The organism is Microcoleus sp. Pol12B3 (assembly GCF_036701355.1).
Lineage (GTDB): Bacteria > Cyanobacteriota > Cyanobacteriia > Cyanobacteriales > Microcoleaceae > Microcoleus.
Map to the genome: position 1 here is coordinate 63,444 of NZ_JAUBQS010000013.1, position 25,058 is coordinate 88,501.

Sequence of the window (25,058 nt, forward strand, 5' to 3'; positions counted from 1 at the left end):
ATGACGATCGAATTTTATGCAAGCCCGATTGCCATTAGCCACCCAATTTTTCGCAAGAAATAAAAGGTTGGCAAGCGTTGGATCTAATCAGACACTGGGTTTGTCACCCAGGGGCGATCGAACTTCGCTCTCTTTACATTTTAATATATATTTTTGTAAATTTTTCTGTGCCGGCAGCGTCATATTAACAGCTAGCCGGATTTAAGCTATTGAAATAAAAATATCTGAGGAAACTGTTACTGCCAGTTAACCGTTTTGATTGCTGTGTCCGCCTAAAAATGAGAAAAATTTTAACTTCGGCGGCACAAAATCCAGCGCAATTCCATTGGCGGCCGTGCGTTTGCCATCGGGAAGACATCTCGACCGGTGGCCCAACTGGGAAACCAAGGCGTCGGTGGCCAGGCTCCTTCCGGCAGGTGGTGGCGTTCGTACTCAAACACCAATTCGTCGGATATTTGGACTAAGGGCAACCCTTCCATTGCGGTGGCGAGTTCTTGGGGCGTAAATAAAGTAGACCAGGAGAGTTGGGCAACTTGTCGCACTAGGGCATCGGGCTGATAGTCACCGACGGTTAAAAACGTGCTGAACAGCAACAGGCCTCCGGGAGACAGGGAATCGCACATTTTAGCGAGGAAAAGCCGTACTTGATCGCTGTCTCGAAAATGTGAGATGACTTCGGCGGCAACTGCCAACTGGTAGCGGGCTGGTTTCATCCGCATTAAGGGATCGAGCACATCGCCTTCAGTCACTGTCACGGGAAGGTTTTCGGCTGTTACTGCGGCTTTCAATTGTTCTGCAAAAGCTGGGGCTAGTTCGATCGCATCTACAGAATAGCCCAATCTCGCCAGGGGCAAGGTATTGCGGCCGGTCCCAGCGCCCACGTCCAAAATCCGCACTCGATCGGGTGTACCCAATTTAGCAGCCGTGGTCATTAATTTTGCATCGGGATGAGAGCCGAAAAGCGGAGGTTCTCTGGTTTCTACCCAGCTTTTGTACTGTTCTCCAACTGTTGAGCTAGTAACAATGACTTTGCAAGCTAAACCGGTTTGCGGTGGCTGCACTGATTCGTATTGCAGGATCAGCATCGATGCTGTGGAGGTGCGGTAGCCTTGTTCTAACTTGGTGGCTAATAGCTTGCTGAGTTCGTCTCGGCGGTCTTCTGGCAGGGGTCTGTCGAGAGTGCTAAATAGCTTTTCTATCGACTTGAGATAGTGGTTTAGCATTCCTGGGATGCAGGGGAAAATTAATTCTCCGCGAGCGTTTATGCGAGTATTAATTTTGTAGAGGATTGCTTGCTGGAGAATGTCGGGATTTACTACCAGCGGTAGCTGTTCGGTCTGGTCGATCGTACTTTCGGCGCCCATAGATTCCGCGAAGAAGGAAGAAGGAAGTTCGGCAACGGATTGTTTAACTGATGTAACGGATGTCAGGAAGAAGGAATCCGTGTACAAGATTTAACGGATTTAACGGATGGATTTTGAGGCTTGAGGTTGGAGGTTCGGGGGAATTACGTTGAGAGCTGACTGTACAATTCAAGAGTATAAAAAAGCCGATTTTAGATTTATTTGGTTTGGTTGCTTAGTCTTTTTAGATTGTATTAAATCAGATTTGAGAGCTTTATTTTGGATAAATCTCAAGTCTAAAATCTCAAATCGACCTAGCCCAAAACCCCAGTAGGTTCCAAAATCGGAGTTAGTATCAAGAAAAGCTGTAGCGGATTTAAATTGTATTTTTCACGGCGAGGTGGAAAAAGCGTCAAATCCTCTCGCCTTCTCCCCTCTCTCCTTCCCCTCGTCAGCCATAACAGGCAATGTATATGGGTAGCAAATTAAAGCTGGGCTTAGTTGCTGCCGGTAAAAGTCACTAGAGGGAACTTTGACTGAGCTTCAGTCATCGGGCGCCGTCTGCCTTCCTCTTGCCAGTAGTTGATGACTTCTGTGGCTTGGTTGAGGATTTCGACGCGATCGTTATCAGCAATCCAGTGTTTGGCTTCGAGTTCGTTTTTGAGGTCTTCCCAGGCATCTTTGCGAGGCCAGAAAAAGTAGGATGTCAGCGGGCTAGTTCCTTTGCCGACAACTTGGTCAACGGCGAGGGCAACATTCTCTTCTAGCCAGAGAACTTTTAAGATGAACTTGGACAAGCAAACCTCCAGGGTTCCGATCGAACTTGTTAAAAATTTCTACAATCGCTAAGCGTAGCACACTCTGTTCGATAATTGGTCATCGGCCATGAAAAGTTTTGTGGCACGGCTGGTTTTAGCGCCACTCAGGGGCTGGGAACAGATAAAATTTGGGTTCTCACCCGCCCTAGGTACAAGGATAGTTAAGCTGTGAACAGAGTTATTTTAGTCTTCGACATTGACGGTGTGGTGCGGGATGTGTCCGGTTCCTACCGGCGGGCAATTGCGGATGCGGTGGAACATTTCACGGCGGGTGCTTTTCGTCCGAATTCTCTCGATATCGACTCTCTGAAGTCGGAGGGAGTGTGGAATAATGACTGGCAGGCGTCTTTCGAGTTAGTTTGCCGTTATTTTGAGGGGATTGGGCGATCGAGAAACAAACTCGCTCTCAACTATGAGGAATTAGTGGCTTTTTTCCAAAGTCGCTATCGCGGGCCCGATGAGAATAATTGGACTGGTTACATTTGTGACGAACCGCTGTTGTTAAGTCCGGCTTACCTGGAAAGTTTAACGGTTGGGGGGATTGTTTGGGGCTTTTTTAGCGGGGCGATGCGGGATGAAGCTGCTTATGTTTTGTCAGGGAAACTGAGTTTAAATTCCCCGGTGTTGGTGGCGATGGAAGATGCACCGGGAAAACCAGATCCGGCTGGACTTTTCTCTGCAATTGAACAGTTGGAAACTCTGCACGGTTTAGAAAAAAATTTGCCCGTGATTTACGCGGGAGATACGGTTGCCGATATTTACACGGTTGTGAAGGCGCGGGAATTGCAACCACATCGAGTTTGGCTGGGGACTGGTATTTTGCCACCTCATGTTTTGGATGATGCTGTGCGCTGTGAGGCTTATGCTAAGGTGCTGGAAAATGCGGGTGCTGCAGCGGTTTTCAGGAATGTCGAGGAGTTGACGGCTGCGCGGATTCGAGACTTAGTTCAGTAGGCCAGTCATATCGATTCCCGTTGCACCGTCAGGTGATTGTTGATTGTTGACTGTTGACTGTTGACTGTAGAAGGAGGGGTCAAAAAACTGAAAATTTCGCGAATTATTTGTTGGCAGCTTGATTCGACTTTAGGCCCGACGATGAAGCGCGGATTTGATATTGATACTATTGACCAACAAATGTAATTTTGTTAAATAATTTTGCACCTTATCCTATTGACAAGTAAATGTAGTTTTGTTACATTTATTTGTCAATTTTTGCATCTTTGAGTTGACAATATCTGCTGCTGCGGCTTAGTACAGAGTAGAGGTCAAGCTCTAGGAGAAAGCAACTATGTTAGTTTCGCGATCGACTGATAAACAAGCTACGCCGGAAGAAAGTCGGCAACTAGAAAAGCTCCAAGTCCAAATCGAGCGAGCTGTTGCTGACGGCAAGATATCTAAGCAAGAGATGGAAGACATCAATAGAGCGATTTGGGCTGACGGAAAAGTTACTGTTGAAGAACTGGGACTGTACAGAATGTTGGTGACAGATAAGATTGTTTCTGGAGATGTGGAATACGAGTTTTGAGAAGATAATTGAAGGGAGGGAACGAATTTAAGGGATGAAGATTGAGTAAAAAAGAAACAAGGAAGAAGGGTTTAAAGTGTTCTTCAATAGTTTGTTTACTGCTAGCTTAGGATGACATTTGGCAATTCTTGGGAGCATCCCTTTTAGGAATTAAACCCCACAATCCAGGGGATGCTCGCAATTTTTCATTGGTGTTGTGAGATTATTGCAAGTGCAAGAATTTCTCTAATGCACTGACTGCAAGTGGTGGCCAGCGGCGGTTATTGGCAACCCAATCGAGGTCTTTGTAGCGGGCATCGAGGCCGACTGCTGCTACCCAATTGCTCTCAGCTTCGCCGCGCTTTCCGGCTTCCCAAAGACAGGCGCTGAGGGCGGCTCTCATGTCGGCAAATTGGGGGTATCTGCGGACGATGTTTTTCATGTTGCGAATTGCTTCTTTGGTTTGCCCGTTTTGATAAAGTGCGAGGGCGTGGTTGGCGCGGGCAAATGCGTATTCGGGGGCTAGTTCAAAGGCTTTGCTGTAGTCGGCAATTGCTTGTTCCCATTTTCCTAAACCTGCTTCGGCGTTGCCTCGGTTGTTGTAGGCGGCTGGATCTTGGGAGTCTAATTCTAGTACATGATTGTAGTCTGCGATCGCCTCTTCCCAGCGTCCTAAACCTTCTAAGGCGGTGCCGCGGTTGAGGTAGGGATCGGGGGCGTCGGGTGCTAGTTCGATCGCTCTTTCGTAGTCGGAAATAGCTGCTTGTAGTTTGTTTTGGCTGACTCTAGAATTGCCTCGGTTGCTCCAAGCGGCGGCTTGTGAGGGAAATTTGTCAATAATTTGAGTCCAAAAAGTTTCAGCGGCGGGAAATTTGCCTTCATTTGTAGCTTCAAAAGCTTTTTGAACGAGTTCTCCCAATTCCTGTTGGGGATCTGTGATATCTGTTGGTTGTACTTGTGCGGCAACGGGGGCGATATTTCCCAGCCAAACTAACCCGGTTACAATTAATACTGTAAAAAATGTGAACAGTGAGCGAATCATCTTTGTTGGCAGTTGAAACTTTACTGAGGAATGAGAATTAAATAAAATCCACTTTTCCTGTTTGTTGTGGGATGGGCGTCCCGCCCGTCTATCGGGGACGGGCGGGACGCCCATCCCACAAGAAAAAAGGGAAATTATTTAATTGACGATCCTTAAAGACATTATTAACCAAAATTTTAGGTATTAGTTCGATATGTTAGGACTAATTTTATGAAAAAACGGTTGTTAATTTTGGGCGGGACGGGGGATGCTGCTGAACTGGCGGCAAGAGCGTCTCAAATTGCTGAAATTGAGGTGGTATCTTCGCTGGCAGGACGCACTCAACAGCCTTTTACCCCAAAAACGGGTACGGTGCGAATTGGAGGGTTTGGTGGGGCGGCTGGGCTGGCGGCGTTTTTGCTCAATAGCCCGATCGACTTCTTAATCGATGCTACTCATCCGTTTGCGGCTCAGATTTCTGCTAATGCTGCTGTTGCTGCTGCTGAATGTAATGTGCCCTTTTTGATGCTGGTGCGTCCTGCTTGGGAGAGGGTGGAGGGCGATCGCTGGATTGAAGTTGCCAGCCACTCGGAGGCTGCACAGGCTTTATTAGGGCTGTCTCAGCGGGTGTTTCTGACGATTGGTAGGCAGGAATTGGCTGCTTTTGCTGGTTTGGATGCTATTTGGTTTTTGATGCGGGCGATCGATCCTCCGGCACTAAATACTCCTATTCCTAATGGTAAATTGTTATTAGCAAGGGGGCCTTTTTCTTTGGAAGATGAGCGCCAATTATTATTAGAATATCATATTGATACAATTGTTAGTAAAAACAGCGGGGGCGGTGCTACTTATGCGAAAATTGTTGCGGCTAGGGAACTGGGAATTCCCGTGGTGATGGTGCAGCGGCCGCCGATTGCGGATGTTGAGCAGGTTGCTGATGTTGAAGGGGCGATCGCTTGGTTAGTTAAGCAGTTATGATATCAAATTCGTTAGCATTGGAATAGTAAATTCGAGTTGACGGTTGACTGTTGACAGCGAACAGTCAACCGTCAACAGTCAACATCATTCCGGTGTTACCGGAAATGATATCAGGGAACGGTAGTGCGGTTTCCCTACAGCAATTTTGTCATCGCCCCGTTAAATTTGCGCTTTTACCCAAGATCGAAAGGCTTTCATGGCGACGTTTCTGCCGGCTGTTTTGCTTTGTTCTAAATATTGGGGGATGAGCTCGGTGATGGGGAAGTTGGGAAACTGGAGACTGCGATCGCACTGTATGTATTTTCCATCTTGCAGTACGCTGATTTGCAGGTTGTGGCCGTTGTAGCGCCACAATTCGGGAACTCCTAATGCTTCGTAGTTGTTGAACTGAGTGCGGGAGGTGAGGTCGATTTCTATGGCTAAATCGGGAGGTGGGTCTGTTTCTAAGTCGATGCGGCTTTTGCCTCTGACTGCGGCTTCGTTTTGGATGTAAAAACAGGTATCTGGTTCTACTCCTTGAGCCATTTTTTGATTTTTGAATGTAGTGGAACCTAGAGACCAAAATTCCATACCAAGTTCTTCGAGTAGTGCTTCGACTAAGTTACCAATCAGGACTTTGCCAACTTCGTGTTCGGGTAGGGGAACCATGATTTCTAATGTTCCCTTGCTGTATGAAAGTCGGGATGCGCGACTTTCTCCCAATTCTGTTAGTAGGGTTTCAAACATTGACCAGGTTATATCTTTGAGTAATAGTTGATTTCCTGGCTGGATGATTATTTGTTTTAGTTCTAGCTGCATATTTTGACTGTTTTAATAGGATTTGAAATATAAAATAATTTAAGTTAATAGATTTTAGCAATTCTGCATTTATGCGGAATTGATGCTATGGATTAAGATTAAATTTATTGAAAGCTATGATCGACACTCAGTTAGTTGCATTCTGTTCCTTCAGCAGTTCTCATTCCTCCTATGATAGTTTCCACGATCGCGCACTGCTTAGCACCACCGCGAGATGGAGCAACTGTGACAACAAATCGTGCGTTGGTAATTGCAGGATTTGTACTTGGAGGCAATTTTTTTACATTGCCCTGATAGTCAAAAACGATCGAGTTTGCAGCAATAGGAGGAACCTCTGTATAAAAACCAGCATTTGCATTCGTTGAAAGTGCAATGGTGCCCGGTTTAATGTCGCCTCCAGCATCTAGCTTTTGCTCACTACCACCTGTCGCTAGTGGCGGGTCAAACTTAACTTTTGGCGGATTGACAGTTGTATCAAATTCAATTCTGACATCACGCTTAGTTCGCTTTGCTTCGCTTTGTGCAAGTCGTAATGATTGCAAAACGCGATCGTTCACAGTGCGAACTCTTTGTCTGTTGATGAAGGCCACCCAGCTTGGAGCGGCGATCGAGCTTAATATACCTATGATTAACGCTATCACGACCATTTCTAGAAGCGTGAATCCTCCATCATCTTTTCTGGATGCAGTTTTGTTGAAATTAGGGCTGGGCTTGGCAGCCGAGTTATGCAAAAGTTTTAATAATATTGGTGGGGTTTTCATGGTATTCTCCTATTGTTTATCCGCCGGCGGCGATTCGGAAATGTGTTTCAGGCATAAGTTACTGTCCTAACCCACCTAGGCCTTGTATTTGAACGGTTGCTGTTGGGAAATATGCCGATTTTTTGGCATCATAATCAGCATCGGTTTGAATGCGGCGCAGGCTATTTCCTCTAATAGTAACTCTGGCTATGTTTCTCGCTGTATCTACACAAGCGTAGAAGCTATTTGTACCTGCGTCAATTACTTTTAGCGTTGCTTCGTCTAGAAACTTTGTTGCATCTTTTGGGTCAGTAGGATTACCAAGAGCCGTCTTACATTCAGTGGGTGATAATGTCGGGCCTGGTGTAGTGGAATCAATGTAGTTAACCAGAACTTGCGGATTTTTTGCCCCCGATTGGAGATCTGTCAGTCCCGTCGCAACTGTCACCTTTTTTGTGGGTTCAGAAAAGGCAAAATCTTTCTCAAAAGCTGGATCTCGTCGTTGAGATTCTATTGTCTCACTATTGCTATAGTAAGGAGCGGCTGGATCTATCGAGTAAGGGTTTTTTACTCCATCCCTAATTTCATAACGAGCAATACGGGTAGGACAATTGCCACCTGAAGGCTGACACCAAATAGACTGCTGATTAGTTTCTTTAAATTGGTAGTAAGCAACTAATGATAGTACGTAGGTATCATTACATTTGTCACTATTACTTACACAATCTAGGGGCTTTATACTCGCGTCGATAGGAAGTGCTTTTTTGATTAGCTGTCGTTTCCAAAATACAAGTATCGGAATTTTCGTGTTTACATCTGCAGCATCGGGAAGTTGATTTCTAATTAAATCAATACCCGTTTTATCGTAAATATAAATAGCTTGACTCAAATCTTGGGAGATGAAATCAACGGCAGCCTGAAGGTCTTGCTCGGTATTTGACTTGACTTGTTCTCTCCTGTCGGTATTCAGCATATCAACTACAAAAGCGAGCATCGGCGTGATGACTAAAAATGCCATAATTGCTCCGACTAAGAGCTCGACTAGAGTCATGCCCTTTTCTGTTGGAGCTGGCCCGGAGCGGTTTCGCTGGTGCTGACTTTTGAGAAGCAACCTGAGTAAAGTTTTCATTTTGACTGTTTCCTTTGCCAAATGGGGGGAGCGATTTTAAATTTAATAACGGGGACTTTGATGATTACTGACAGCCGGCGGCGCCATTAATGCGAGTACACAAACTGTTGTAAGCACCTTGTCGATCGCTAGCACCTATTTCTGTTCTCATTTCTACCAAAGGCGCTCGGAGATTTCCCAGCCCTGAGCTAGTAATTCCTTGCTGTGCGTTTAGATCCTTCTGAGTTTTTAGGGCTCCGACGCTACCAGCAAAAGAATTAGCCCTGTAAACCCGAACAATTAAGCTGTAGCCTGTTTTTGTCGGATTTGTAGCAGCGGGTAAGTTGTTATAGTAGTAGCCCTGAACTACAAAGTCTTGATTGCTGTCAGATGTACAGCCATTCCCATCTTTGTCTATGCAATAAAGAGCGTTGATGTTGCCTGGAGCGGGGCTGTCCTCTAATTTGGGGGTTGTGTACTGAGCAGGAAACCCGTTGTTAGTACCGGGTTTGAGCGCCTCAGACCTGAGCGCCTCAATATAGGTTTTGGCGGCTTGAGTGGCCATTTCTATCCGTTTGGCTTGTACGCGAGTTGCTACTGAGAAAGCCATCACAGGGGCGATCGCAATCATCAGCACCGAAACTACAATCATCGCTACCAATGACTCGATAATCGTGTAGCCGGCTTCTTGAGACTTATGTAAACTACTGTGTGGCTGTTGGCGTTTGATCATAGTAAGCACTCCGCATTTTGAACTCAGGAATGTGAGCGTTTAAAGGTCAGGAAAGTTTAGGACAGTCTGTTCTTGGTTTTGTAGCGCTGTCATTTGCAGCATACTTACCAGAGAAAGTGCGAGCGGGGTCGTTGTTCAATTTTTCAGCGCACAACAAAGCTCTTACCCAATCATCATCCCGGCTGATTTCTCTGAAATATTCGTCAGGTTTTTTCTGAGTAGCAGGGAGAGTAAATTTTTGCGCGAACAAGTCTGGGGGCTGTGAAAGCAAACCTACATCAAATCCCCATTCCCGATCGGGTGCAACGAAATAGCCGATCGCACCTAATGCGTTTTGAACTCTGTAAATGCTGCGGGTATCCGCTGGAATTTCGAGGCGACTGTCGAATATTTTGGCATTAAAAGGAGTAGTAGTAGCGATATCCAGAACTGATTGATAAGGAGCCGTTGCGTAAGCACTGCGCTTGAATTGGATAAACGAACCCGCGATCGAGGTAGTTAGTCCTCTCCAATTTTCCATAAAGCGCGGTAAGTTTTGCATACCTCCATTGGTTTCCCCAAGGCTGGCAGAGAGCGCCCGTGAAGGAACGTCATTTGAGGCGACTATGAGGTTAAACTCCGTAGTCCGTGCTCTTTGCATCCATCGCGTTCCGTCGTTAGCGTTGGGGCCTTGTATAGGAACCAAACCAGCCACAGGATTAGAATTTGTGGCCTGAATCTGCAAAGTAGGTCTTAGCTGTGGCTGCTCAACTGTAGCTGTGGGTAGTTTGGCGTAAAACAGAGGTTTATCCTTGCCATAGTTAATTTGGGTCGGAGCGTTGGGATTAGCGGGAGTATTGGTGGTCGCATACCAAAGAGCGTTATCTGCTAGCTGAGGCTGACCAGTGACAGGAGTTATGGGGGTACCGTCCACAGTGACAGGAGTTGTGGAAGTAGCATAGAAAGCTACTGCAGTGGGGCTAGCAATTCCCAGCGCGATAGGGCGACTGTTGCTATCCAAAACCAGCTTACCTGAGTTGTCTCGCACAAAAGCTACGCGACGGGGATATCGTCTATCTGCTGGATCGATAGCTGGCTTAGCTGTTGTACCTGATAACAGTTTAGTGACCGCTGTGCTTACTGGGACAGTGCTTGCTTTTTTTATTTCATCAGGTCCAGCAGGTGCATCAAATACTCCAGTAGTACCGGCATCAATACCAACTACCCAGTCATTAGGTCCGCAAGCTGAAACAGGCAACTTCCGGCAGATTTCCATCACATACTCTGGAAATTTAATTGAATTATTAGCCCGTCGCTGAACTGGCGTAATGAAATTGTTGAAGTAGGAACTGTTGGGAGCAGCACCTGTGTTAGTGCGGTAGTTTTCGTCTTGTGGTGAAACGCTAGTTCCCGTGCTTTGCCCGAACTTTTCTTGATTGATAATGTCAAAAGCAGCACCGCTACTCAAACCGTTAGTGACGTAGTTGTTAGCACCGAAACCGTTAATCCTGCGAGCGGCTTTAGCCGTTACATCAGTCTCTTTAACAGTCGTATCGGTCTTATTCCCATTGCCATTGAGGTCAAAGTCGAAGCTAACTTCACTAACTGTATTAGTACCTAGACTGCCATCGCCATTAAAGTCATAGCCCACGATCGTGCTACCTGCATTATTTCTCAGGTCAAAATCTCCGTGATTGCGGACACCGTAGCGGAAGCCTTCCTGTAAATTACCTGACTCTGGCTCAGAGAGCAGCGTGATCGCATCCGAGAGCACTGTTGCCCCTCGCCAATTATCGCTGCCAGCGCATTTGCCAGGGTATCGGGGATCGCCGAGGCGACAAGCAAAATTGGGATTCAGGGTTGTACCTAGGCGACCGTAGAAAGCGCTAGGAGTCCAATCAAAAGCAGTTGCAACACCTGTACCAAATTCTCTCTGGGTGTGTGTGTTAAATGCGCCTTGGATGTACACCGGCAGGTTAGAAGTCAACAGCAAACCCTTCTCTTTGAGTACGTCTGTCACCGTGGCGACAGTTGTCGGCCGACCCAAGCTAGATCCGTTAATCAGCATAATTCCGTGGGGTCTGCGGCTGGGGTCTAACCGAGAATCAGTAGAACTGCTTAGTTTGCTCCGGGTTTCATCAATGGCATTGCCCAGACTATTTGGAGTACGATCGCTGCGATCGGGTGCCCCGTCATCACGGCTGGCGTAAATTAGGCCGCTGTAAGGCAGCATATACTCTGGTTTAAGGGTGTTGATGGTGGGCGTTCGCTTGTAGTCGAGCGTTTTAATCCTGAGCTTATCGATATCTAATTGCGTGACCCGGATTTCTAGGGGTTGTCTTTCTGCTAGGGGAAGGTCGTATTGTCCGGTTAGCTGCGCCCTCTGAGCGGGAGCCATCAAGCCGCTACCAGTGGAAGAACTTAAAGGACTGCTAAGGCTATAAGTCTCGTCCACTGCCGTAGCTGGGTCGTCCTTGTCGATCGCCTTAACTTCCCTAGGATTGAGAAAAGCAACTTCCCGAATTGTCCCGTGCTCCAGGTAGGTGGTAGAAAAGCCTGTAGTCGGAGCGGCCAAAATTTTAAAAGAGCAAAGAGTAGAGTCGATCGCAGCTTTTTCCGACAAGCTGCGTGCCCCGTCAGCCTTCTGCAAAGCCTTCCTTAAGTTCTCGTTGACAAACCGACCGTCAGGAAACACGAGACTGGCTTGATAATTCAAGCGATTCTCTGTTGTTCCTACTGAAGTGAGACCCGATGGGTCAGTCATGAGAGCTGCCGTCAGAGTTGCACCGGTCGGTCTTGCTTCGGGACGACCATAGACGATGCCGTTGTTGGATTTACCATTTGCGTTTTCTTCCGGCAAATCTGGACCGTTGAGACTGGAATCGAATAGAGTTCCACCTTTGCTGTATCGGTAGCTGGGATCGTAATAGCTGCTAACACAAGCCAGCGGGGTATCAGCTAATTTAGCAGCTTGAGCGCCCTCGTTGTCTGCGTAGTGATAGATCGCAGTGGCGCGCATCCGCAAGTCGCCCTTAGCATACTTGCGAGTATTAGGATCTATAGTGGGAGCTGTGGGAGTTAATAAGGGTGTAGCACCTGCTGCAGGTTGACTAAGAGTTTCCCAGTCGCCAGAGCTTAGTAAAACCCAGGGGTCAGTACCAGCAGGAGAATTATTGTTATAAACCTTTGAATTCGGGCCGGGTGACATCGGCATGGAGTCGGGCCAAACCACAGGGAACTTTTCTACAGCAGTAGTCGCCGGGTCGTCGTAGAACTCCGATACTGCATTAGCAGCAGGGTTGAAGACTTTGGGAGGTGGCAGAAAAGAGTTTGTGCGCTCGTAAACACCCGCACCCGTGATTACCCGCAATCCGCCAATGGCATCAACTGCTGTTTCAGGTGCTTGGGCCGCACTTAGTTCCCAGAAGCCGTCCCTCTGTGCTCCCCCTACATCAGCGAACTGCTTCACTTGGGGTTCCCGGTAGCGTTCGCCCCCATCTAGCCAATCAACTCCTAATAAGTCTCTCCCTTCCTCACCTTCACCCACAAATTTGGGAGGGTTCAAATCGCTTCTCCACCTCAGTGCTGGTAGATTGTTCCCTACGATTATGCGATCGCCTAACTCGGATTCTTTATTATTTTCCTCTACCTTTTCCGGGCTGTTGGCTTTGAGCCTCTTAGTTGTATCGAGTTTAGTGTTGGTGTCCGAAGGTATCACCCAGGGATCCACCGGTCGCAGTTCCTCGCCTGTACCGCCGAATGGAGATGTAGTCACCACTTTTGTTACAGGGTCAACATAGCCAGCCAATGCGTCTCCAGCGGCCGGCACTTCTGCAAAAGGCACTTTCCGCGTCCGCAATCTAAAGTAAGATTCCAGCTTTTCTCTGCGAATCTCCTCTTGACGAGCGGGGCTGGGAGGAGTGGGGTCAGTTTCTTCTTCCACTTGTTTGGCAATGGCATTTTTAACTTCCAGGGGGTCGGAATTAGCGGCATTCTTTTCCTGTTCGGAAACTAACAGACCGATGCGATCGGAATAAGCCTTGTTATTGTATATGACCCCCAAAGCACCATCTTTGTAGGCTACAGACTGATCATCTGGACCTTTGATTGATTTTCCTAGTTCTGGATCGGTAGCAGTTGTCCCAAATAGATGAACTCCTATGTCTTTGGAAATGTTGTCAGCACCTCCTGAAAAGCCATTCACCACATTACCGCTAATGACTATTTTGCTATTTTCTAGGTTGTAGAAACAAGATTCTCTGCTGCTAACGAGATAAAACGTCACCGGCCCCGTGTTCGTGTGAGTGACAACAAAGTTACTATTAGTAAATATTCGTCCGTTCAGACGTAGCGCCGGGCCGGGAGATACTTCTAAGTCATCTTCATAAACCACCGCATTATTTTGTAGTGGAATGCGTTTTTGGTCTTGTTGATACTCCAAAGCTGAGAAACTTGGAGATCCTTTAAATATTTCGTAGTCGGCTGGTGTAGCCACTCCCGTAATATCATTAATCGGCACGTTCACCGTGTAGACAAAGAAGCTTTTTTTGAGTACGCCCTCTGCTTTGTACCAGTCCGAACTGCCTACCAAACTAGCGCTAGTACCTGCGGCTGCCTTGCAGATCGCGTTGGTAGAAGCTTGCGATACCGACATAGGAGGGGTTCTGGCTTCTAAACCCTTTCTAGCTCTATTAAACTCTCCTGTGTTCGCATCGCGAGGTGGACTGCGAAAATATATCCCGTAGAGAGTGTAGGTATCAAATTTACCATTGTTGTCAGTATCTACAGGGAACCTCCAAGCGGTATTTATCCTCTCGCTTTCATTAATTTTAGTTAGATCGACAGGGGCAGGCTCAATTACATTTGAATTATCAATATCAACCTTAACCTGTAAAACATCCTCATCTCCAAATTTAAAGCGAGCTGAATCTAGCGCTTGGTAAACGCTCAACTCGGATGGTGTCTCAAGTGTTCCGCTTCCTTGAGGGGATAAGGCATACTGAATTTTTGCTTTCGCTCGATCGAGCGCGGGAGTCGCGGCCGCCAGCACCTGCTGGTTCACGCGCACGTTACGCGCTGTATTCGCCCGATCGAACGATCGCAGCGTAATCGCCACAGTCAACAAAATCACTACCAGCAACACCATCGTCACCGTCGGCAGCACAAACCCCGCCACCGGCAGTCTCGCCCTCCGGCCCATAGCCATCAGGGTTTGCAGCATTGCTCTCATCAGCCGCTTGGCCCCGGATCTGGTAACACCAGCAATCCGCCGCAGCAGGGATACGATAACTTTGGATAATTTGCTCTTAAACATTGACGCCTTCCTGAATAATTTCAGAGATGGTATTGCTGGTAGTTACTGCTCGACAGTACAATCCCATCTTTATTGTTCCCATTTTCCGCAACTTGCATATCAGCCTCTTGCACAAATTTAAATCTGTACCTTGGCTGAAAAATAAAACCCACAAACCCGCAACTAAAATCGCCGCCGATAATATATTTTTCAGAGAAAGATTTGCCCCGCAAGGATTAGATCTTCCTAACCCCACTCTAATCTAGTTAAATTGAAATGTCAGTGGTCAGAGCCAGAGTGAATGCGATCACCCAAAAACAGTGATTGCGATCGTATTCGATGTATTTCCCAGCCCGCCCCCGCAGGCTTTGTTTGTCTAGGCTCAGTTTCAACCACCGGAATCTAGAATGTAGAGAGGGCGATCGAATTGTGGTTAAGCCTGTCAGTGGGATCAAATCTAAATGGGGCGATCGAATTTCTGTAATGCCCCCAAGTGCGATCTAATTGCCGTAATGCCCCCCGGCGGACTATCGGTACAAATGCCAAATCCGAAACACTGTCAGTACAAGTGCAAAATATAAAACATACAACCCATGAAACAAACTCCCAAACCCCCCGACTTCATCATCATCGGTGCCCAAAAAGGCGGAACAACATCGCTTTATGCCTATCTCACCGAACATCCCCAAATCGCCCATGCCACCGAAAAAGAAGTACATTATTTTGACTTAAAGTTCGACAAAGGCCCAGACTGGTACTATGCCCAATTTCCCCTACCCAAAAACAGCCCCAAAAAAATCACCGGAGAAGCCAGTCCTTACTACATATTTCACCCCCACGTTCCCCAGCGAATTTATGATTTATGTCCAAAAGTTAAAATCATCGCCCTGCTGAGAAACCCAGTCGATCGCGCCATTTCCCACTACTATCATTATATTAGAATAAAATACGAAACACTCTCATTAGAAGACGCGATCGCCGCCGAACCCGAAAGACTCAACGGCGAAATGGAAAAACTCCTAGCCAACCCCAAATACTATAGTTACGAACACCAACACCACAGCTATCTAGCCCGCGGCATTTACGCAGATCAACTCCCAGCTTGGATGAAACTTTTTCCCAAATCACAAATCTCAATCATCAAAAGCGAAGACTTGTATAGCAACCCAGCAAAAATCCTCAACACCGTCCTCGAATTTTTAGACTTACCCCCCCACCAACTAAAAACCTACGGAAAGCTCAACTCCAACGAATATCCGCCCATCAACGAGACAATATACGACCAATTGAGAGCATATTTTCGATCGCACAACCAAAGACTAGCCGAATTGTGCGATCGAGATTTCGGCTGGGATTAATAATGTCATTCGTGTCAACAATCGCCTAATACCAATTTTTTATGAGGCCCCGTAGAATCCGATCCCCCCTAGCCCCCCTTAATAAGGGGGGGACAAGATTCCGATCAAAGTCCCCCTTCTTAAGGGGGATTTAGGGGGATCGAAATATGTGCAACTTCACATTAAATTGGTATAAAAACCTTTTTTGTGCCAGTTGGGCTCAGGACTAAAATATTAAGCAGCGGCCTCCGCATTTGCTTCCAGAGGCTCGATTTCCTCCGGCGTAGCGTGACGGCGCGGATCGTTAAAGCTGCGTGCCGCTAGCCAGTTAGGATTTTGCGCCATCTCGCAACCAATCACGTAAAGCGAAGATTGGTTAAAAGCAGCCCATAGAGCATCACAAGCCTGTTTATCCATCAGTGAATCGGCGATCGGGCGATCGTGAATCAGAGCAAATAAATCAAACTCATTTCGTTTTGGATTCCACTGATATTGCAAAGTAGGAGCATAACCCATTTCGATCAATTGTGCGATCGCGCGATCGGGCGTATATCCGTCCAAATGCACCCGATTGAGATAGATAGACACTTGAACATACTCATCTCTGGCAGGTAGCAGTCGGTAATTCGAATTAGTCATCATCATTATGTCTCCGTGCAGTAGTAATAAGAGCGGCCTGCAATATCGGGGCGTTTTTCAGCCTTCATTTTATGCTGAGCACATCGTCGCTTAGCATAAAGGTCTTTTTCAATTTCAGTCTCGCCGGGGGCATAAAAAGGACGGTGAGGAAGCAGTTCGGCTTCTAAATCCTCCCAAGATTTCTCTGGGTTGTCTGCATCTCTCAGCATTTGTCCCTCGCGGTTTGTTCGAGGATGCCGTTTATTCGATATAGTCGATCGGTCATCAGTCTGTTTCCTCAGTTTTGGCGATCGTCTTGACCCGCTGGGGCTTTGGCTCTAAAACGGGTTCGTTTTCCTGTAACCAAGTTTCGATGTACTCCAACAGAACCTCATTCATGCTGAGGCTACGCATGGCGCAAGATGCTTTGAACTTGGCTCTTGTCTCTTCAGGTAGATAGATTTTTACGGACACAGTTTTACTTGTAGTCAAAGTTTCCATATCGCTATATCGATTTGTCTATGTGTCTAGCCTGACACACAGGCGCGCGATTCGGATAGGGTTACTTGTCGATATAAGGACTTATAGACTTATCCCTATATCGACATAATAACAGACATACCCAAAAAACGACAACCGCGCCGAGTTAAACGCCATTGCCGTTTCCATACATTTTGAAAAAAAAATGCTTGACATTCCTACCAGTCTGTGCTAGGTTATCGAATAGTATTGTGTTTAACCCACAAATCGCAGCACTTCAACTATGTTCACAGCCAAGTTCACAGCCAACAGCAATTTTTATTTTTGGTGCAGCCAAGTTCGCCCGGAGTGAATTGGTAATTCACTGTGAACATCCGGGCGAACCGCAGATTAACACCTGCGGTTTTGTTTTTTCTACTTCTTTACCCAACAACCAATCGAGTACAAGCGAAAACAGCAATGACATTATTCAGTAACTGGTACGACAGCTTTTATTTTTGGCCCAACCAAAGTTCTGGGTAAATTGTCGCGCTGTCTTTTCGCACCAACCCGGAACTCTTAAAAGTTCCGGGTTTTTTGTTGTCAACCACCCACTTAAACTTCCAGGAAAATACCCTCATGTTAGAAGCCAAACTCGCAACCAAATCTCATCCCGAACACCAAACAATTGTCAAACTCTCAGAAACAGTCTCAGTCGGCGGCACAGAATTATTAATCATCGGCGGCCCCTGTACCGTCGAAAGTTCCCAACAAATGGAAACAGTCGCCCGCCAACTATCCGCCGCATCGGTGCAAGCTTTGCGAGGCGGAGTCTACAAACCCCGCACTTCTCCCTATGCTTTCCAAGGAATGGGAATTGAGGGACTAGAAATTTTAGCCGATGTCAGCCGGCGTTACGGTTTGCCCGTCGTGACAGAGGTAATGTCGATCGCCCAAATCGAGCCAGTTGTCACCTATGCTGATATGCTGCAAGTAGGCAGTCGGAATATGCAAAACTTCGAGTTACTAAAGGCGATCGGTCAAGCCGGAAAACCAGTCCTCCTAAAACGCGGCTTATCAGCCACCATCGAAGAATTTGTGATGGCCGCCGAATACATTCTCAGTCACGGAAATCCTCATGTAGTTCTCTGCGAAAGAGGCATCCGCAGCTTCGACAATTACACCCGAAACGTATTAGATTTAGGTGCAGTCGCAGCACTGAAACAGTTAACTCATTTGCCAGTAATTGTAGACCCTTCTCACGCGGTTGGCAAGCGAGAATTAGTCGCACCGCTAGCCAAAGCAGCGGTTGCTTGCGGTGCTGACGGATTAATTATTGAGTGTCACCCGCAACCCGAAAAATCAGTTTCTGACGCGCGGCAAGCTCTTTCTTTGGCAGATATGGCTGATTTAGTTGTTAGTTTGCGGCCTGTAGCAGCAGCCGTTGGGCGGTGCATACCAGATACTAAGTCATTAGTCATCACTCATTAGTCATCACTCATTAATCGGCGCCCGAAGAGTTACTTCTTGTAGCGTCAGAATTTATTCTGGCGCACTTTTGTTTGGAAAGCGAAATTAGATTAAAATAAAAGCACAATCAATACTGTCATCTACAATATTTGGGTTTTATTATGGCACTGGTACTTAAAGTTCCGTCGATCGTCTGTTCTGGCTGCGGTGATACAATTACAAAATCCATCAAAACAGTTGACTCCGATGCTTCTGTCAATGTGGATGTAGCTGCTAAGACTGTTACAGTTGAGGCTCAAGCTTCTGAAGAATCAATTAAACAGGCGGTTGTGGTGACAGGCCACACCATCCAAGGAGAATAATATTAGGCTTCGTCTAAGTGTTCGGCGACTGCTTGGTAAAGTTCAAAAACGTGGCGATCGAGTAAACTATAAAAAACTTGTCTCCCAACCTTGCGGTAACTTACCAACCGCATCGCCCGCAACGCCCGCAACTGATGCGATACCGCTGACTCGCTCATACTCAACGCCGCAGCCAAGTCGCACACGCACAGTTCTTGCTTGGCCAAAACCGACAGCAGTCGCAGGCGGTTCGCATCTCCCAAAAGACTGAAAAACTCTGCCATCCGCTGGGCTTTAGCGGTGTTGAGAACTTGTGTTTGGATGTCCTCGGCCCGCCAACAGTCAACTAGGTGCGATGGATCGCACGTTGGTGTATCGTTTTGTTCGCGAGACTGACTTATCGCTCCATTAACAGCAGACTTAGGTGACATCTTTTCCCGCCTGGTTTTAATTCTCATTTTCATTTTAGTGCGATCGGCAAACCTTTTGTAACAAAACTTTTACATTCCCTTGACTAATACCTGAATATATGTTCAGATATTAGTATAGAGAACGAACCCCACCAGGAGAATCTAAATTATGACTACTGCCACCCAAACAAAATGTGCCTGTCCTTCATGTTCGTGCGTTGTCAGCCCCAGCGAAGCCATTGAAAAAAACGGCAAAACATACTGTTCCAGTGCTTGCGCTGACGGGCACCCCAACGGCCAAGGCTGCGGCCACGCCGGCTGCGAGTGCCACAAGTAAATATTCGGCTTCAAAAAAGGTTAATCACCAACTGCCAAATATATCTCAAGGGAGATGCGAACCGCGCATTTCCCATTTTTTGTGCTTTTAGGTTAAAGAAAAGTTAAAATAAAGCTAACTTAAGGTTAAGACTGCATTAATAGACTAAATACAGAGCGAAAAAGCACAATTGCTACTTACGCAATACAATAGAAGCAAGTTAGCGCCGCGATACAGAGTACAAATAGTGCTATTAACAGCAGAGACCGAACCAAAAGTTGAATACCAAAAGTTTAATTAGGAGGGGGCAATGAAAGAGCGGGAAGATTTTTTACATCCTCGCAATCGCTACTACGGTGATTTCACGCCAGAAAACTTGGCGTTTAATGCCAACTTGCAGGAGTTTGCTCAAAAAATAACTTATATTTGCTCGCTGGAAACAGGGGGGAAAATTAGCGCTGAGAAAGCTTATAAAGATATTAAGATGCTTTGGAAAGACTTAAAATCCTCTAAGAAGCAATTGGGAATTGGCCAAAAACCCCCCAGTACCGAGGAAAAAAATTCGCCTTAAAGTCATCGCTGCAAACGCAGCGTTTGCCATCGAAAACCCCTGCGATTGCGAGCGCTGCTTTTTGCTGCGTACCCAGCAAAGGTAAGGTGCCTGCTAGTAGACGAACTTTAGAAAGTCTATGGTTGGGGATTTGGTGAAGTTTCTCCCGCAAAAGAAGTACAATTGCCACCGAGGCCAGAAATAATCGCGCAAGTATTAGTTTTCAGCATTCCCTGATATGTATCAGCACCAGTGCCGGGGCCGCCTAACTCGTCGCTGTAAAGTTCCTTGTCCGAAATTTGGACATTTGCCTCCCTCGCCACAGTCTCCATCAACTTCGGATTAGTTGTAGTTTCGGCAAAAATTGTCGGCACTCCTGCACTCTTAATTTCTGAGGACAATTCAGCAATTCTTGCTGCGGTGGGCTGTTCCTCTGTCGTCACACCCTGCAAAGCTCCAGCCATCTCCAAACCGTAAGCATCGGCATAGTAACTCAGAGCATCGTGAGTTGTTACTAACTTCCGTTTTTGAGCTGGAATAGTCGCAATTTGAGTTTTGATCCAAGTATCTATTTTTTGCAACTCATCTGTTAAGATTGCTGCATTTTTTGTATAAAGTTGAGCATTGTTGGGGGAAACTTCGATCAATTGATTGCGAATTATTTCTACCATGCGCCGGCCATTTTGAGGATTATGCCAAACGTGAGGGTCAGGGACTTTTTCACCTTCTGCATGGGGTTTGTTTTCCGCTTTCTCTTCACCGTGTTCGTGTTCGTGTTTGCCCATCAGCGGTTTGGGAACGGCGAGTTCGTGGACGGCGATTTTGGGCGCGGAATTACTGCTAGATTCAATTAACTTAATGATGCTGGGTTCGTGGTTGTAGCCGCCGTATAAAATCAGATTTGCTGTTTCAATCGCTTTGCGGTCTTCCGGCTTGGTTTGGTAGGCGTGCGGGTCGTCTCCCGGCTTGATCAGACAGGTGGTGTCGATCGAACTTTGAGCAATTTCTTTAGTTATGTCGCAGATAACGCCTGTCGTGGCGACGACTTTTGGCAAGTTGGCCGCCCGACTGGCTGGAGTTTGAGTCGCGGCGGGAATCTCTGGCGCCCGGCTTGCGTTCTGTCCTCCACTGCACCCAACCAGCCCGCAGCCAATTGCCAAAACAGCCGCACCGCATAATCTGCCGCTTTTTCCAGCCCAGTTCGTTAACATTTTCACCTTTGGAACGATAATCGTTATTGCTTTTTCGAGTTATCCTATTCTAGTAGCTACGAACAAGAATCGTTCTCAAAATCTCTAATTATGTTAGAAGTGCAAGACTTAGCTGTTAATTATCGAGGAATCTCGGCCCTCAACAGCGTGAATTTCCAGTTAGATCCCGGACAATTAACCGGTGTGTTCGGCCCCAACGGCGCGGGCAAAAGCACGATGGTGAAAGCCATGTTGGGATTGATCCCGGCCTGTCGGGGTTTGGTGAAATATCAGGGGCGACTGCTGAAGGAACAGTTGTCGCGGGTGGCTTACGTGCCCCAGCGATCGCAAATTGACTGGGATTATCCGATTACGGTGTGGAATGCGGTAATGATGGCGCGAACTGTCCAGACTGGTTGGTTTCGCAGCCCCTCGAAGCAGTCGCAAGAATTGGTGAAAGCTGCTTTGCTGCGGGTGGGAATGTGGGATTTGCGCGATCGGCAAATTGGCGAACTGTCTGGCGGACAGCAGCAGCGGATTTTCTTAGCAAGGTCGATCGCCCAACAAGCCGATTTATTCTTCTTCGACGAACCTTTTAACGCGATCGACAAAGCAACCGAAGAAATTATTTTCGATATTTTTGCCGAACTAAAAGCAGAAAATAAAACATTGCTAGTAATCAGCCACGATCTAGGCGAAACTTTAAAACAGTACGACAATTTATTGTTGCTAAATAAGCATTTAATTGCAACGGGTTCCTGCCGGGAAGTGCTCACCGCAGCCAATATTCAAAAAGCCTATGGATACGATTTAAGTTTAGTTGCTTCCTAAGCAAAAAAAGATTTATCTTTAAAGTTGATAGTGGCACGGGAGTCCCACCTGTGCAGTTGATTGTAGTTGAAAAAATCCTATTATTAACATAATTCAATGTTAAACCTACTAAGTGAGCCACTACAATTCGAGTTCATGCGAAATGCGATATCCGTCGGCGTTTTGCTAGGCATTCTCTGCGCCGTTGTCGGCTCCTACTTAATTGTACAGCAAATGGGAATGATGGTTGACATGATTGCCCATTCAGTATTAGCAGGATTGCCCGTAGCTTTTTCTTTAGGTTTCAATATTTCGGTCGGCGCGTTTATATCTGGAATTATCAGCGCGGTAATAATGGCCTGGATTCAATCGCAATCGCGCCTAAAAATTGATGCAATTATGGCATTAATCTTGTCTACATTTTTAGCAATTAGCATCACGCTAATTAGCCTGTTGCAGACAACAAAATTAGACTTAGATGGTTTTTTGTTCGGAAATATCTTGTCAGTTGCACCTGCTGACGTGCAGCAGACTTTTGTCATAACTTTAATAATTTTGGTGGCGGTCAAACTCCTTTACAAAGAACTGCTATTCTATACTTTTGACCCGTTGGGAGCGCAAGCGTCCGGTTTGCCTGTAAACTGGATTTATTTGGGGATGATTTCGGCGATTACGCTGACGATTGTTGCGAGTTTGCAAACTGTGGGGGCGCTGTTAGTAATTTCGCTGTTAATCGGGCCGGGAATAACCGCGTATTTGTTGGTAAAAGAGCTACATTTAATGATGGGATTGGGAGCAATGATTGGGATTACAGCTAGCGTGACTGGTATGTATCTCAGCTATTATTTTAATATGCCGTCTGGGGCGGCAATTGTATTAGTTATTTTTGGGTTATTTTTAGGGGCTTTGCTGTTCAGTCCCAGTCAAGGAATTTTGACAAGAAAGAGAGGATAAAAGTCCAGGATGTACAGGCTCTATCTGTTGTACGTTTTTTACGCTTACTTACGCAAAAAGTAATTTAACGCCCTACTTATAACAGCTTGCTCAGCCCGAACTCTTTGCCGCGCATAAGTTTATGACCAAACCAGCAATTCGCCACCGCATCCGCCAGCGGCGAGAAAGTGGCCTTCGGGATGCCATGCGAGACAGGAAAAACCGCCCTCTGCACCTTCTAGAATTTGCAGCAATTGTTCTGCTTCTCCCCACAAACAAACTTGACCGTCTGCAGCGGCGGAAGCTAATAAAAATGTGCTAGGTTGAAAGGCGATCGCATTTACCACATTTTCATGCACTTCTAACGCCCAAGAATCCCAACCGACTCTTTCATCAGCGTCTCTTTCCCAGACAGAAATACCTTGAGAGCTCGAAGCTGCTAACAAAGGCGCACCCAAAGAATTAGTTTTATCCGACCAAGCTAACTCCCGAACCTTCCCCGGAAAACCCTGCATTACCCACGGTTCAAAATTGCCCCATTCATTAACAATTAGAGTATTGTCCATATTGCCGCAAGCTAAATATTCCCCTTGTGGCGACCAAGCAATTGCACCGGTTGCGGAGGGTACTGATAAAATTTCCGGGTCTTCGTCCCAGTCTTCGCCATGCCAAACTTTGACGCCTTTATAGCCGCTAACTGCCAGATATTGAACCATAGGATGCCATGCTAAATCTAAGATAGATGATGAGTCGAAATTCAGCGTTACTTCAACAACATTATCCTCAGCATTCCAGACTTGAACGTAGCGGCCCATACTGAAAGCTAACTGGTTGCAGTTGGGACTCCAAGCTAACTTATCAACCCAGACGCGCTGGTTGTCCAAATCAGCAATTAATTCCCCAGAATTAACGCGCCAAATTCGCACTTTTCCATCTTGTCCGCCAGCAGCTAGGAATTGACTGTCGCGGGAAAAAGACAAGCAATCGACTGATTTACCCGTAGCACTTTGTAGGGTTTGCAAGGACAATTCATTAACTGCCCCTACTGCCGCCAGCATCACTTCGCCCGCAGCCGAACAGACTGCTAAAATTGTGCCATCCAGCGACCAAGTAACAGCAGTTACGTAGTCAGACAGCATTACTTCGGCGTGAAATTCCAGGGTTCGTTCGCTACTTTTTAAACTAGACACCGACGGAAATCCTCTTTCAATTGATTTTCGTTTAAGTCGCGACCGATGAATACAAGCTCGTTTTTCGGAGTTTCGGTGGCTTTCCAAGGTCTATCCTGCCGGCCATCAAACACCATGTGTACTCCTTGGAAAACAAATCGCTTGTTGTCTCCGGCGACATTCAAAATGCCTTTTGTCCGAAAGATATTCGGCCCTTGAGTTCGCAACAATTCCTCCATCCAATTGCTGAATTTGTTGCGGTCAATAGCCCCTGATTCTACTATTGCTACTGAAGTAACAGTTTCGTCGTGTTCGTGAGTGTGTTCGCCCAAAAAGTCTGGTTCGATTTCTAATGCCCGGTTCAAATCAAATGCTTTAACGCCCAACAAAGCATCCATCTCTAATTCAGCGTTGCAGGTGCGGTGGATTTTTGCCATTGCATTCATGGCGCGAATTCGCTTTTCTAATTCGACCAGTTCTTCGTCAGTCACTAAATCAGTTTTGTTGAGCAAAACTACATCAGCGAAGGCAATTTGTTCTTGAGCTTCGTCTGCGTCCCAGTGCTGCCAGATGTGCTTGGCATCGACTACGGTGACAACTGCGTCTAGCAGCAATTTGTGCCGCATATCTTCGTCTACAAAAAATGTTTGAATTACAGGTGCGGGGTCGGCTAAACCTGTAGTTTCGATGACTATGTGATCGAATTTGTCTCGCCGCTTCATCAAGTTACCGATAATCCGAATTAAATCGCCTCGGACTGTACAGCAAATGCAGCCGTTGTTCATCTCGAAAATTTCTTCATCGGCATCAATTATCAGTTGGTTGTCGATGCCTACTTCGCCGAATTCGTTGACGATGACTGCAACTTTTTTGCCGTGTTCCTGTGTTAAAATTCGGTTCAGTAGCGTAGTTTTGCCTGCGCCGAGATAACCCGTGAGAACGGTAACAGGAACTGATTCGATCGCCCCAGCAGTCACCATAGTTGACCTCGATTATTGTACAATGATAACCATTATCGCTATTGTACACCAGACCTGCTGGCAGCGCCCACAATATTAAATAATGTTAATAAATGGTTTGTCAGAACTTGTCGGGGCGAGTTTTACCAATAATATTTGCTGCAATTCAAAATATCGATAA

The 25,058-nt window shown here is 46.5% G+C and carries 26 protein-coding genes; 10 read left to right on the plus strand and 16 right to left on the minus strand.

What is annotated here, in order from left to right; translation table 11 throughout:
- Positions 1-290: 290 nt before the first annotated feature.
- On the minus strand, positions 291-1,364 hold the full coding sequence (locus QUA53_RS09215; protein WP_333248806.1) for a class I SAM-dependent methyltransferase: 1,074 nt from the start codon (positions 1,362-1,364) through the stop codon (positions 291-293).
- 476 nt (positions 1,365-1,840) lie between these two features.
- Entirely contained in the window at positions 1,841-2,152 is a 312-nt protein-coding gene (locus QUA53_RS09220; protein WP_333056906.1) for a 30S ribosomal protein PSRP-3, read from the minus strand.
- Between the two features lie 177 nt (positions 2,153-2,329).
- Between QUA53_RS09220 and QUA53_RS09225 the strand changes: the two genes are divergently transcribed.
- Positions 2,330-3,115, plus strand: coding sequence for a TIGR01548 family HAD-type hydrolase (locus tag QUA53_RS09225; RefSeq protein WP_333096545.1), 786 nt, complete (start codon positions 2,330-2,332; stop codon positions 3,113-3,115).
- Positions 3,116-3,449: 334 nt separating this feature from the next.
- Positions 3,450-3,686 (plus strand): hypothetical protein, encoded by a 237-nt coding sequence (locus QUA53_RS09230; RefSeq protein ID WP_333096547.1) that lies wholly within the window; start codon positions 3,450-3,452, stop codon positions 3,684-3,686.
- Positions 3,687-3,888: 202 nt separating this feature from the next.
- On the opposite strand, the gene QUA53_RS09235 is transcribed toward QUA53_RS09230, so the two are convergent.
- A complete protein-coding gene (locus tag QUA53_RS09235) occupies positions 3,889-4,707 on the minus strand; it encodes a tetratricopeptide repeat protein (RefSeq protein WP_333096549.1) in 819 nt (272 codons plus the stop codon).
- Positions 4,708-4,917: 210 nt separating this feature from the next.
- On the opposite strand from QUA53_RS09235, the gene QUA53_RS09240 reads away from it, so the two are divergent.
- Positions 4,918-5,664 carry a cobalt-precorrin-6A reductase gene (locus tag QUA53_RS09240; RefSeq protein WP_333096550.1) on the plus strand — a complete coding sequence of 249 codons (747 nt, stop codon included), beginning with the start codon at positions 4,918-4,920 and terminating at the stop codon, positions 5,662-5,664.
- Between the two features lie 159 nt (positions 5,665-5,823).
- On the opposite strand, the gene QUA53_RS09245 is transcribed toward QUA53_RS09240, so the two are convergent.
- The 6 genes from QUA53_RS09245 to QUA53_RS09270 form a co-directional block, all read right to left on the minus strand.
- On the minus strand, positions 5,824-6,462 hold the full coding sequence (locus QUA53_RS09245; RefSeq protein ID WP_333096552.1) for a Uma2 family endonuclease: 639 nt from the start codon (positions 6,460-6,462) through the stop codon (positions 5,824-5,826).
- Between the two features lie 131 nt (positions 6,463-6,593).
- The gene (locus tag QUA53_RS09250; RefSeq protein ID WP_333096553.1) at positions 6,594-7,223 is read right to left on the minus strand and encodes a prepilin-type N-terminal cleavage/methylation domain-containing protein; all 630 of its coding nucleotides are present in this window, start codon (positions 7,221-7,223) and stop codon (positions 6,594-6,596) included.
- 58 nt (positions 7,224-7,281) lie between these two features.
- Positions 7,282-8,331, minus strand: a complete 1,050-nt coding sequence (gene hpsC, locus QUA53_RS09255; protein ID WP_333096554.1) for a hormogonium polysaccharide secretion pseudopilin HpsC — start codon at positions 8,329-8,331, stop codon at positions 7,282-7,284.
- 64 nt (positions 8,332-8,395) lie between these two features.
- Positions 8,396-9,043 (minus strand): hormogonium polysaccharide secretion pseudopilin HpsB, encoded by a 648-nt coding sequence (gene hpsB, locus QUA53_RS09260; RefSeq protein ID WP_333096555.1) that lies wholly within the window; start codon positions 9,041-9,043, stop codon positions 8,396-8,398.
- Between the two features lie 46 nt (positions 9,044-9,089).
- The gene (gene hpsA / locus QUA53_RS09265; protein ID WP_333096557.1) at positions 9,090-14,336 is read right to left on the minus strand and encodes a hormogonium polysaccharide biosynthesis protein HpsA; all 5,247 of its coding nucleotides are present in this window, start codon (positions 14,334-14,336) and stop codon (positions 9,090-9,092) included.
- Positions 14,329-14,571 carry a hypothetical protein gene (locus QUA53_RS09270; RefSeq protein WP_333096559.1) on the minus strand — a complete coding sequence of 81 codons (243 nt, stop codon included), beginning with the start codon at positions 14,569-14,571 and terminating at the stop codon, positions 14,329-14,331. Before QUA53_RS09270 ends, hpsA begins: the two co-directional genes overlap by 8 nt.
- A 337-nt stretch (positions 14,572-14,908) precedes the next feature.
- Between QUA53_RS09270 and QUA53_RS09275 the strand changes: the two genes are divergently transcribed.
- Positions 14,909-15,673 carry a sulfotransferase domain-containing protein gene (locus QUA53_RS09275; RefSeq protein WP_333096560.1) on the plus strand — a complete coding sequence of 255 codons (765 nt, stop codon included), beginning with the start codon at positions 14,909-14,911 and terminating at the stop codon, positions 15,671-15,673.
- A gap of 213 nt (positions 15,674-15,886) precedes the next feature.
- Here QUA53_RS09275 and QUA53_RS09280 read toward each other — a convergent pair whose 3' ends face one another.
- The 3 genes from QUA53_RS09280 to QUA53_RS09290 are packed head-to-tail and all read right to left on the minus strand — an operon-like array spanning position 15,887 to position 16,771.
- Positions 15,887-16,297 carry a hypothetical protein gene (locus QUA53_RS09280; RefSeq protein WP_333096562.1) on the minus strand — a complete coding sequence of 137 codons (411 nt, stop codon included), beginning with the start codon at positions 16,295-16,297 and terminating at the stop codon, positions 15,887-15,889.
- Positions 16,297-16,500 carry a hypothetical protein gene (locus tag QUA53_RS09285; protein ID WP_333096564.1) on the minus strand — a complete coding sequence of 68 codons (204 nt, stop codon included), beginning with the start codon at positions 16,498-16,500 and terminating at the stop codon, positions 16,297-16,299. The genes QUA53_RS09280 and QUA53_RS09285 overlap by 1 nt, the downstream gene beginning before the upstream one ends.
- Positions 16,501-16,555: 55 nt before the next feature.
- Positions 16,556-16,771 carry a plasmid partition protein ParG gene (locus QUA53_RS09290; RefSeq protein ID WP_333077478.1) on the minus strand — a complete coding sequence of 72 codons (216 nt, stop codon included), beginning with the start codon at positions 16,769-16,771 and terminating at the stop codon, positions 16,556-16,558.
- 558 nt (positions 16,772-17,329) lie between these two features.
- Between QUA53_RS09290 and aroF the strand changes: the two genes are divergently transcribed.
- Positions 17,330-18,220, plus strand: a complete 891-nt coding sequence (gene aroF, locus QUA53_RS09295; protein WP_333096566.1) for a 3-deoxy-7-phosphoheptulonate synthase — start codon at positions 17,330-17,332, stop codon at positions 18,218-18,220.
- A 140-nt stretch (positions 18,221-18,360) separates the two neighbouring features.
- Positions 18,361-18,561, plus strand: a complete 201-nt coding sequence (locus tag QUA53_RS09300) for a heavy-metal-associated domain-containing protein (RefSeq protein ID WP_333067593.1) — start codon at positions 18,361-18,363, stop codon at positions 18,559-18,561.
- A 2-nt stretch (positions 18,562-18,563) separates the two neighbouring features.
- Here QUA53_RS09300 and QUA53_RS09305 read toward each other — a convergent pair whose 3' ends face one another.
- Positions 18,564-18,971 carry a metalloregulator ArsR/SmtB family transcription factor gene (locus QUA53_RS09305; RefSeq protein ID WP_333096567.1) on the minus strand — a complete coding sequence of 136 codons (408 nt, stop codon included), beginning with the start codon at positions 18,969-18,971 and terminating at the stop codon, positions 18,564-18,566.
- A 148-nt stretch (positions 18,972-19,119) separates the two neighbouring features.
- On the opposite strand from QUA53_RS09305, the gene QUA53_RS09310 reads away from it, so the two are divergent.
- The gene (locus QUA53_RS09310; RefSeq protein ID WP_333096568.1) at positions 19,120-19,287 is read left to right on the plus strand and encodes a metallothionein; all 168 of its coding nucleotides are present in this window, start codon (positions 19,120-19,122) and stop codon (positions 19,285-19,287) included.
- Between the two features lie 289 nt (positions 19,288-19,576).
- Positions 19,577-19,837: a DUF7219 family protein gene (locus QUA53_RS09315; protein WP_333096569.1), complete on the plus strand. Its 261-nt coding sequence runs from the start codon at positions 19,577-19,579 to the stop codon at positions 19,835-19,837.
- 116 nt (positions 19,838-19,953) lie between these two features.
- Here QUA53_RS09315 and QUA53_RS09320 read toward each other — a convergent pair whose 3' ends face one another.
- Positions 19,954-21,027 carry a metal ABC transporter solute-binding protein, Zn/Mn family gene (locus QUA53_RS09320; RefSeq protein WP_333096571.1) on the minus strand — a complete coding sequence of 358 codons (1,074 nt, stop codon included), beginning with the start codon at positions 21,025-21,027 and terminating at the stop codon, positions 19,954-19,956.
- A 90-nt stretch (positions 21,028-21,117) separates the two neighbouring features.
- Between QUA53_RS09320 and QUA53_RS09325 the strand changes: the two genes are divergently transcribed.
- Positions 21,118-21,837 (plus strand): metal ABC transporter ATP-binding protein, encoded by a 720-nt coding sequence (locus QUA53_RS09325; RefSeq protein WP_333096572.1) that lies wholly within the window; start codon positions 21,118-21,120, stop codon positions 21,835-21,837.
- 96 nt (positions 21,838-21,933) lie between these two features.
- Entirely contained in the window at positions 21,934-22,770 is an 837-nt protein-coding gene (locus tag QUA53_RS09330; RefSeq protein WP_333096574.1) for a metal ABC transporter permease, read from the plus strand.
- Positions 22,771-22,889: 119 nt separating this feature from the next.
- Here QUA53_RS09330 and QUA53_RS09335 read toward each other — a convergent pair whose 3' ends face one another.
- Positions 22,890-23,939 carry a WD40 repeat domain-containing protein gene (locus QUA53_RS09335; RefSeq protein WP_333096576.1) on the minus strand — a complete coding sequence of 350 codons (1,050 nt, stop codon included), beginning with the start codon at positions 23,937-23,939 and terminating at the stop codon, positions 22,890-22,892.
- Entirely contained in the window at positions 23,927-24,898 is a 972-nt protein-coding gene (locus QUA53_RS09340) for a GTP-binding protein (RefSeq protein ID WP_333096577.1), read from the minus strand. The genes QUA53_RS09335 and QUA53_RS09340 overlap by 13 nt, the downstream gene beginning before the upstream one ends.
- Positions 24,899-25,058: the final 160 nt, after the last annotated feature.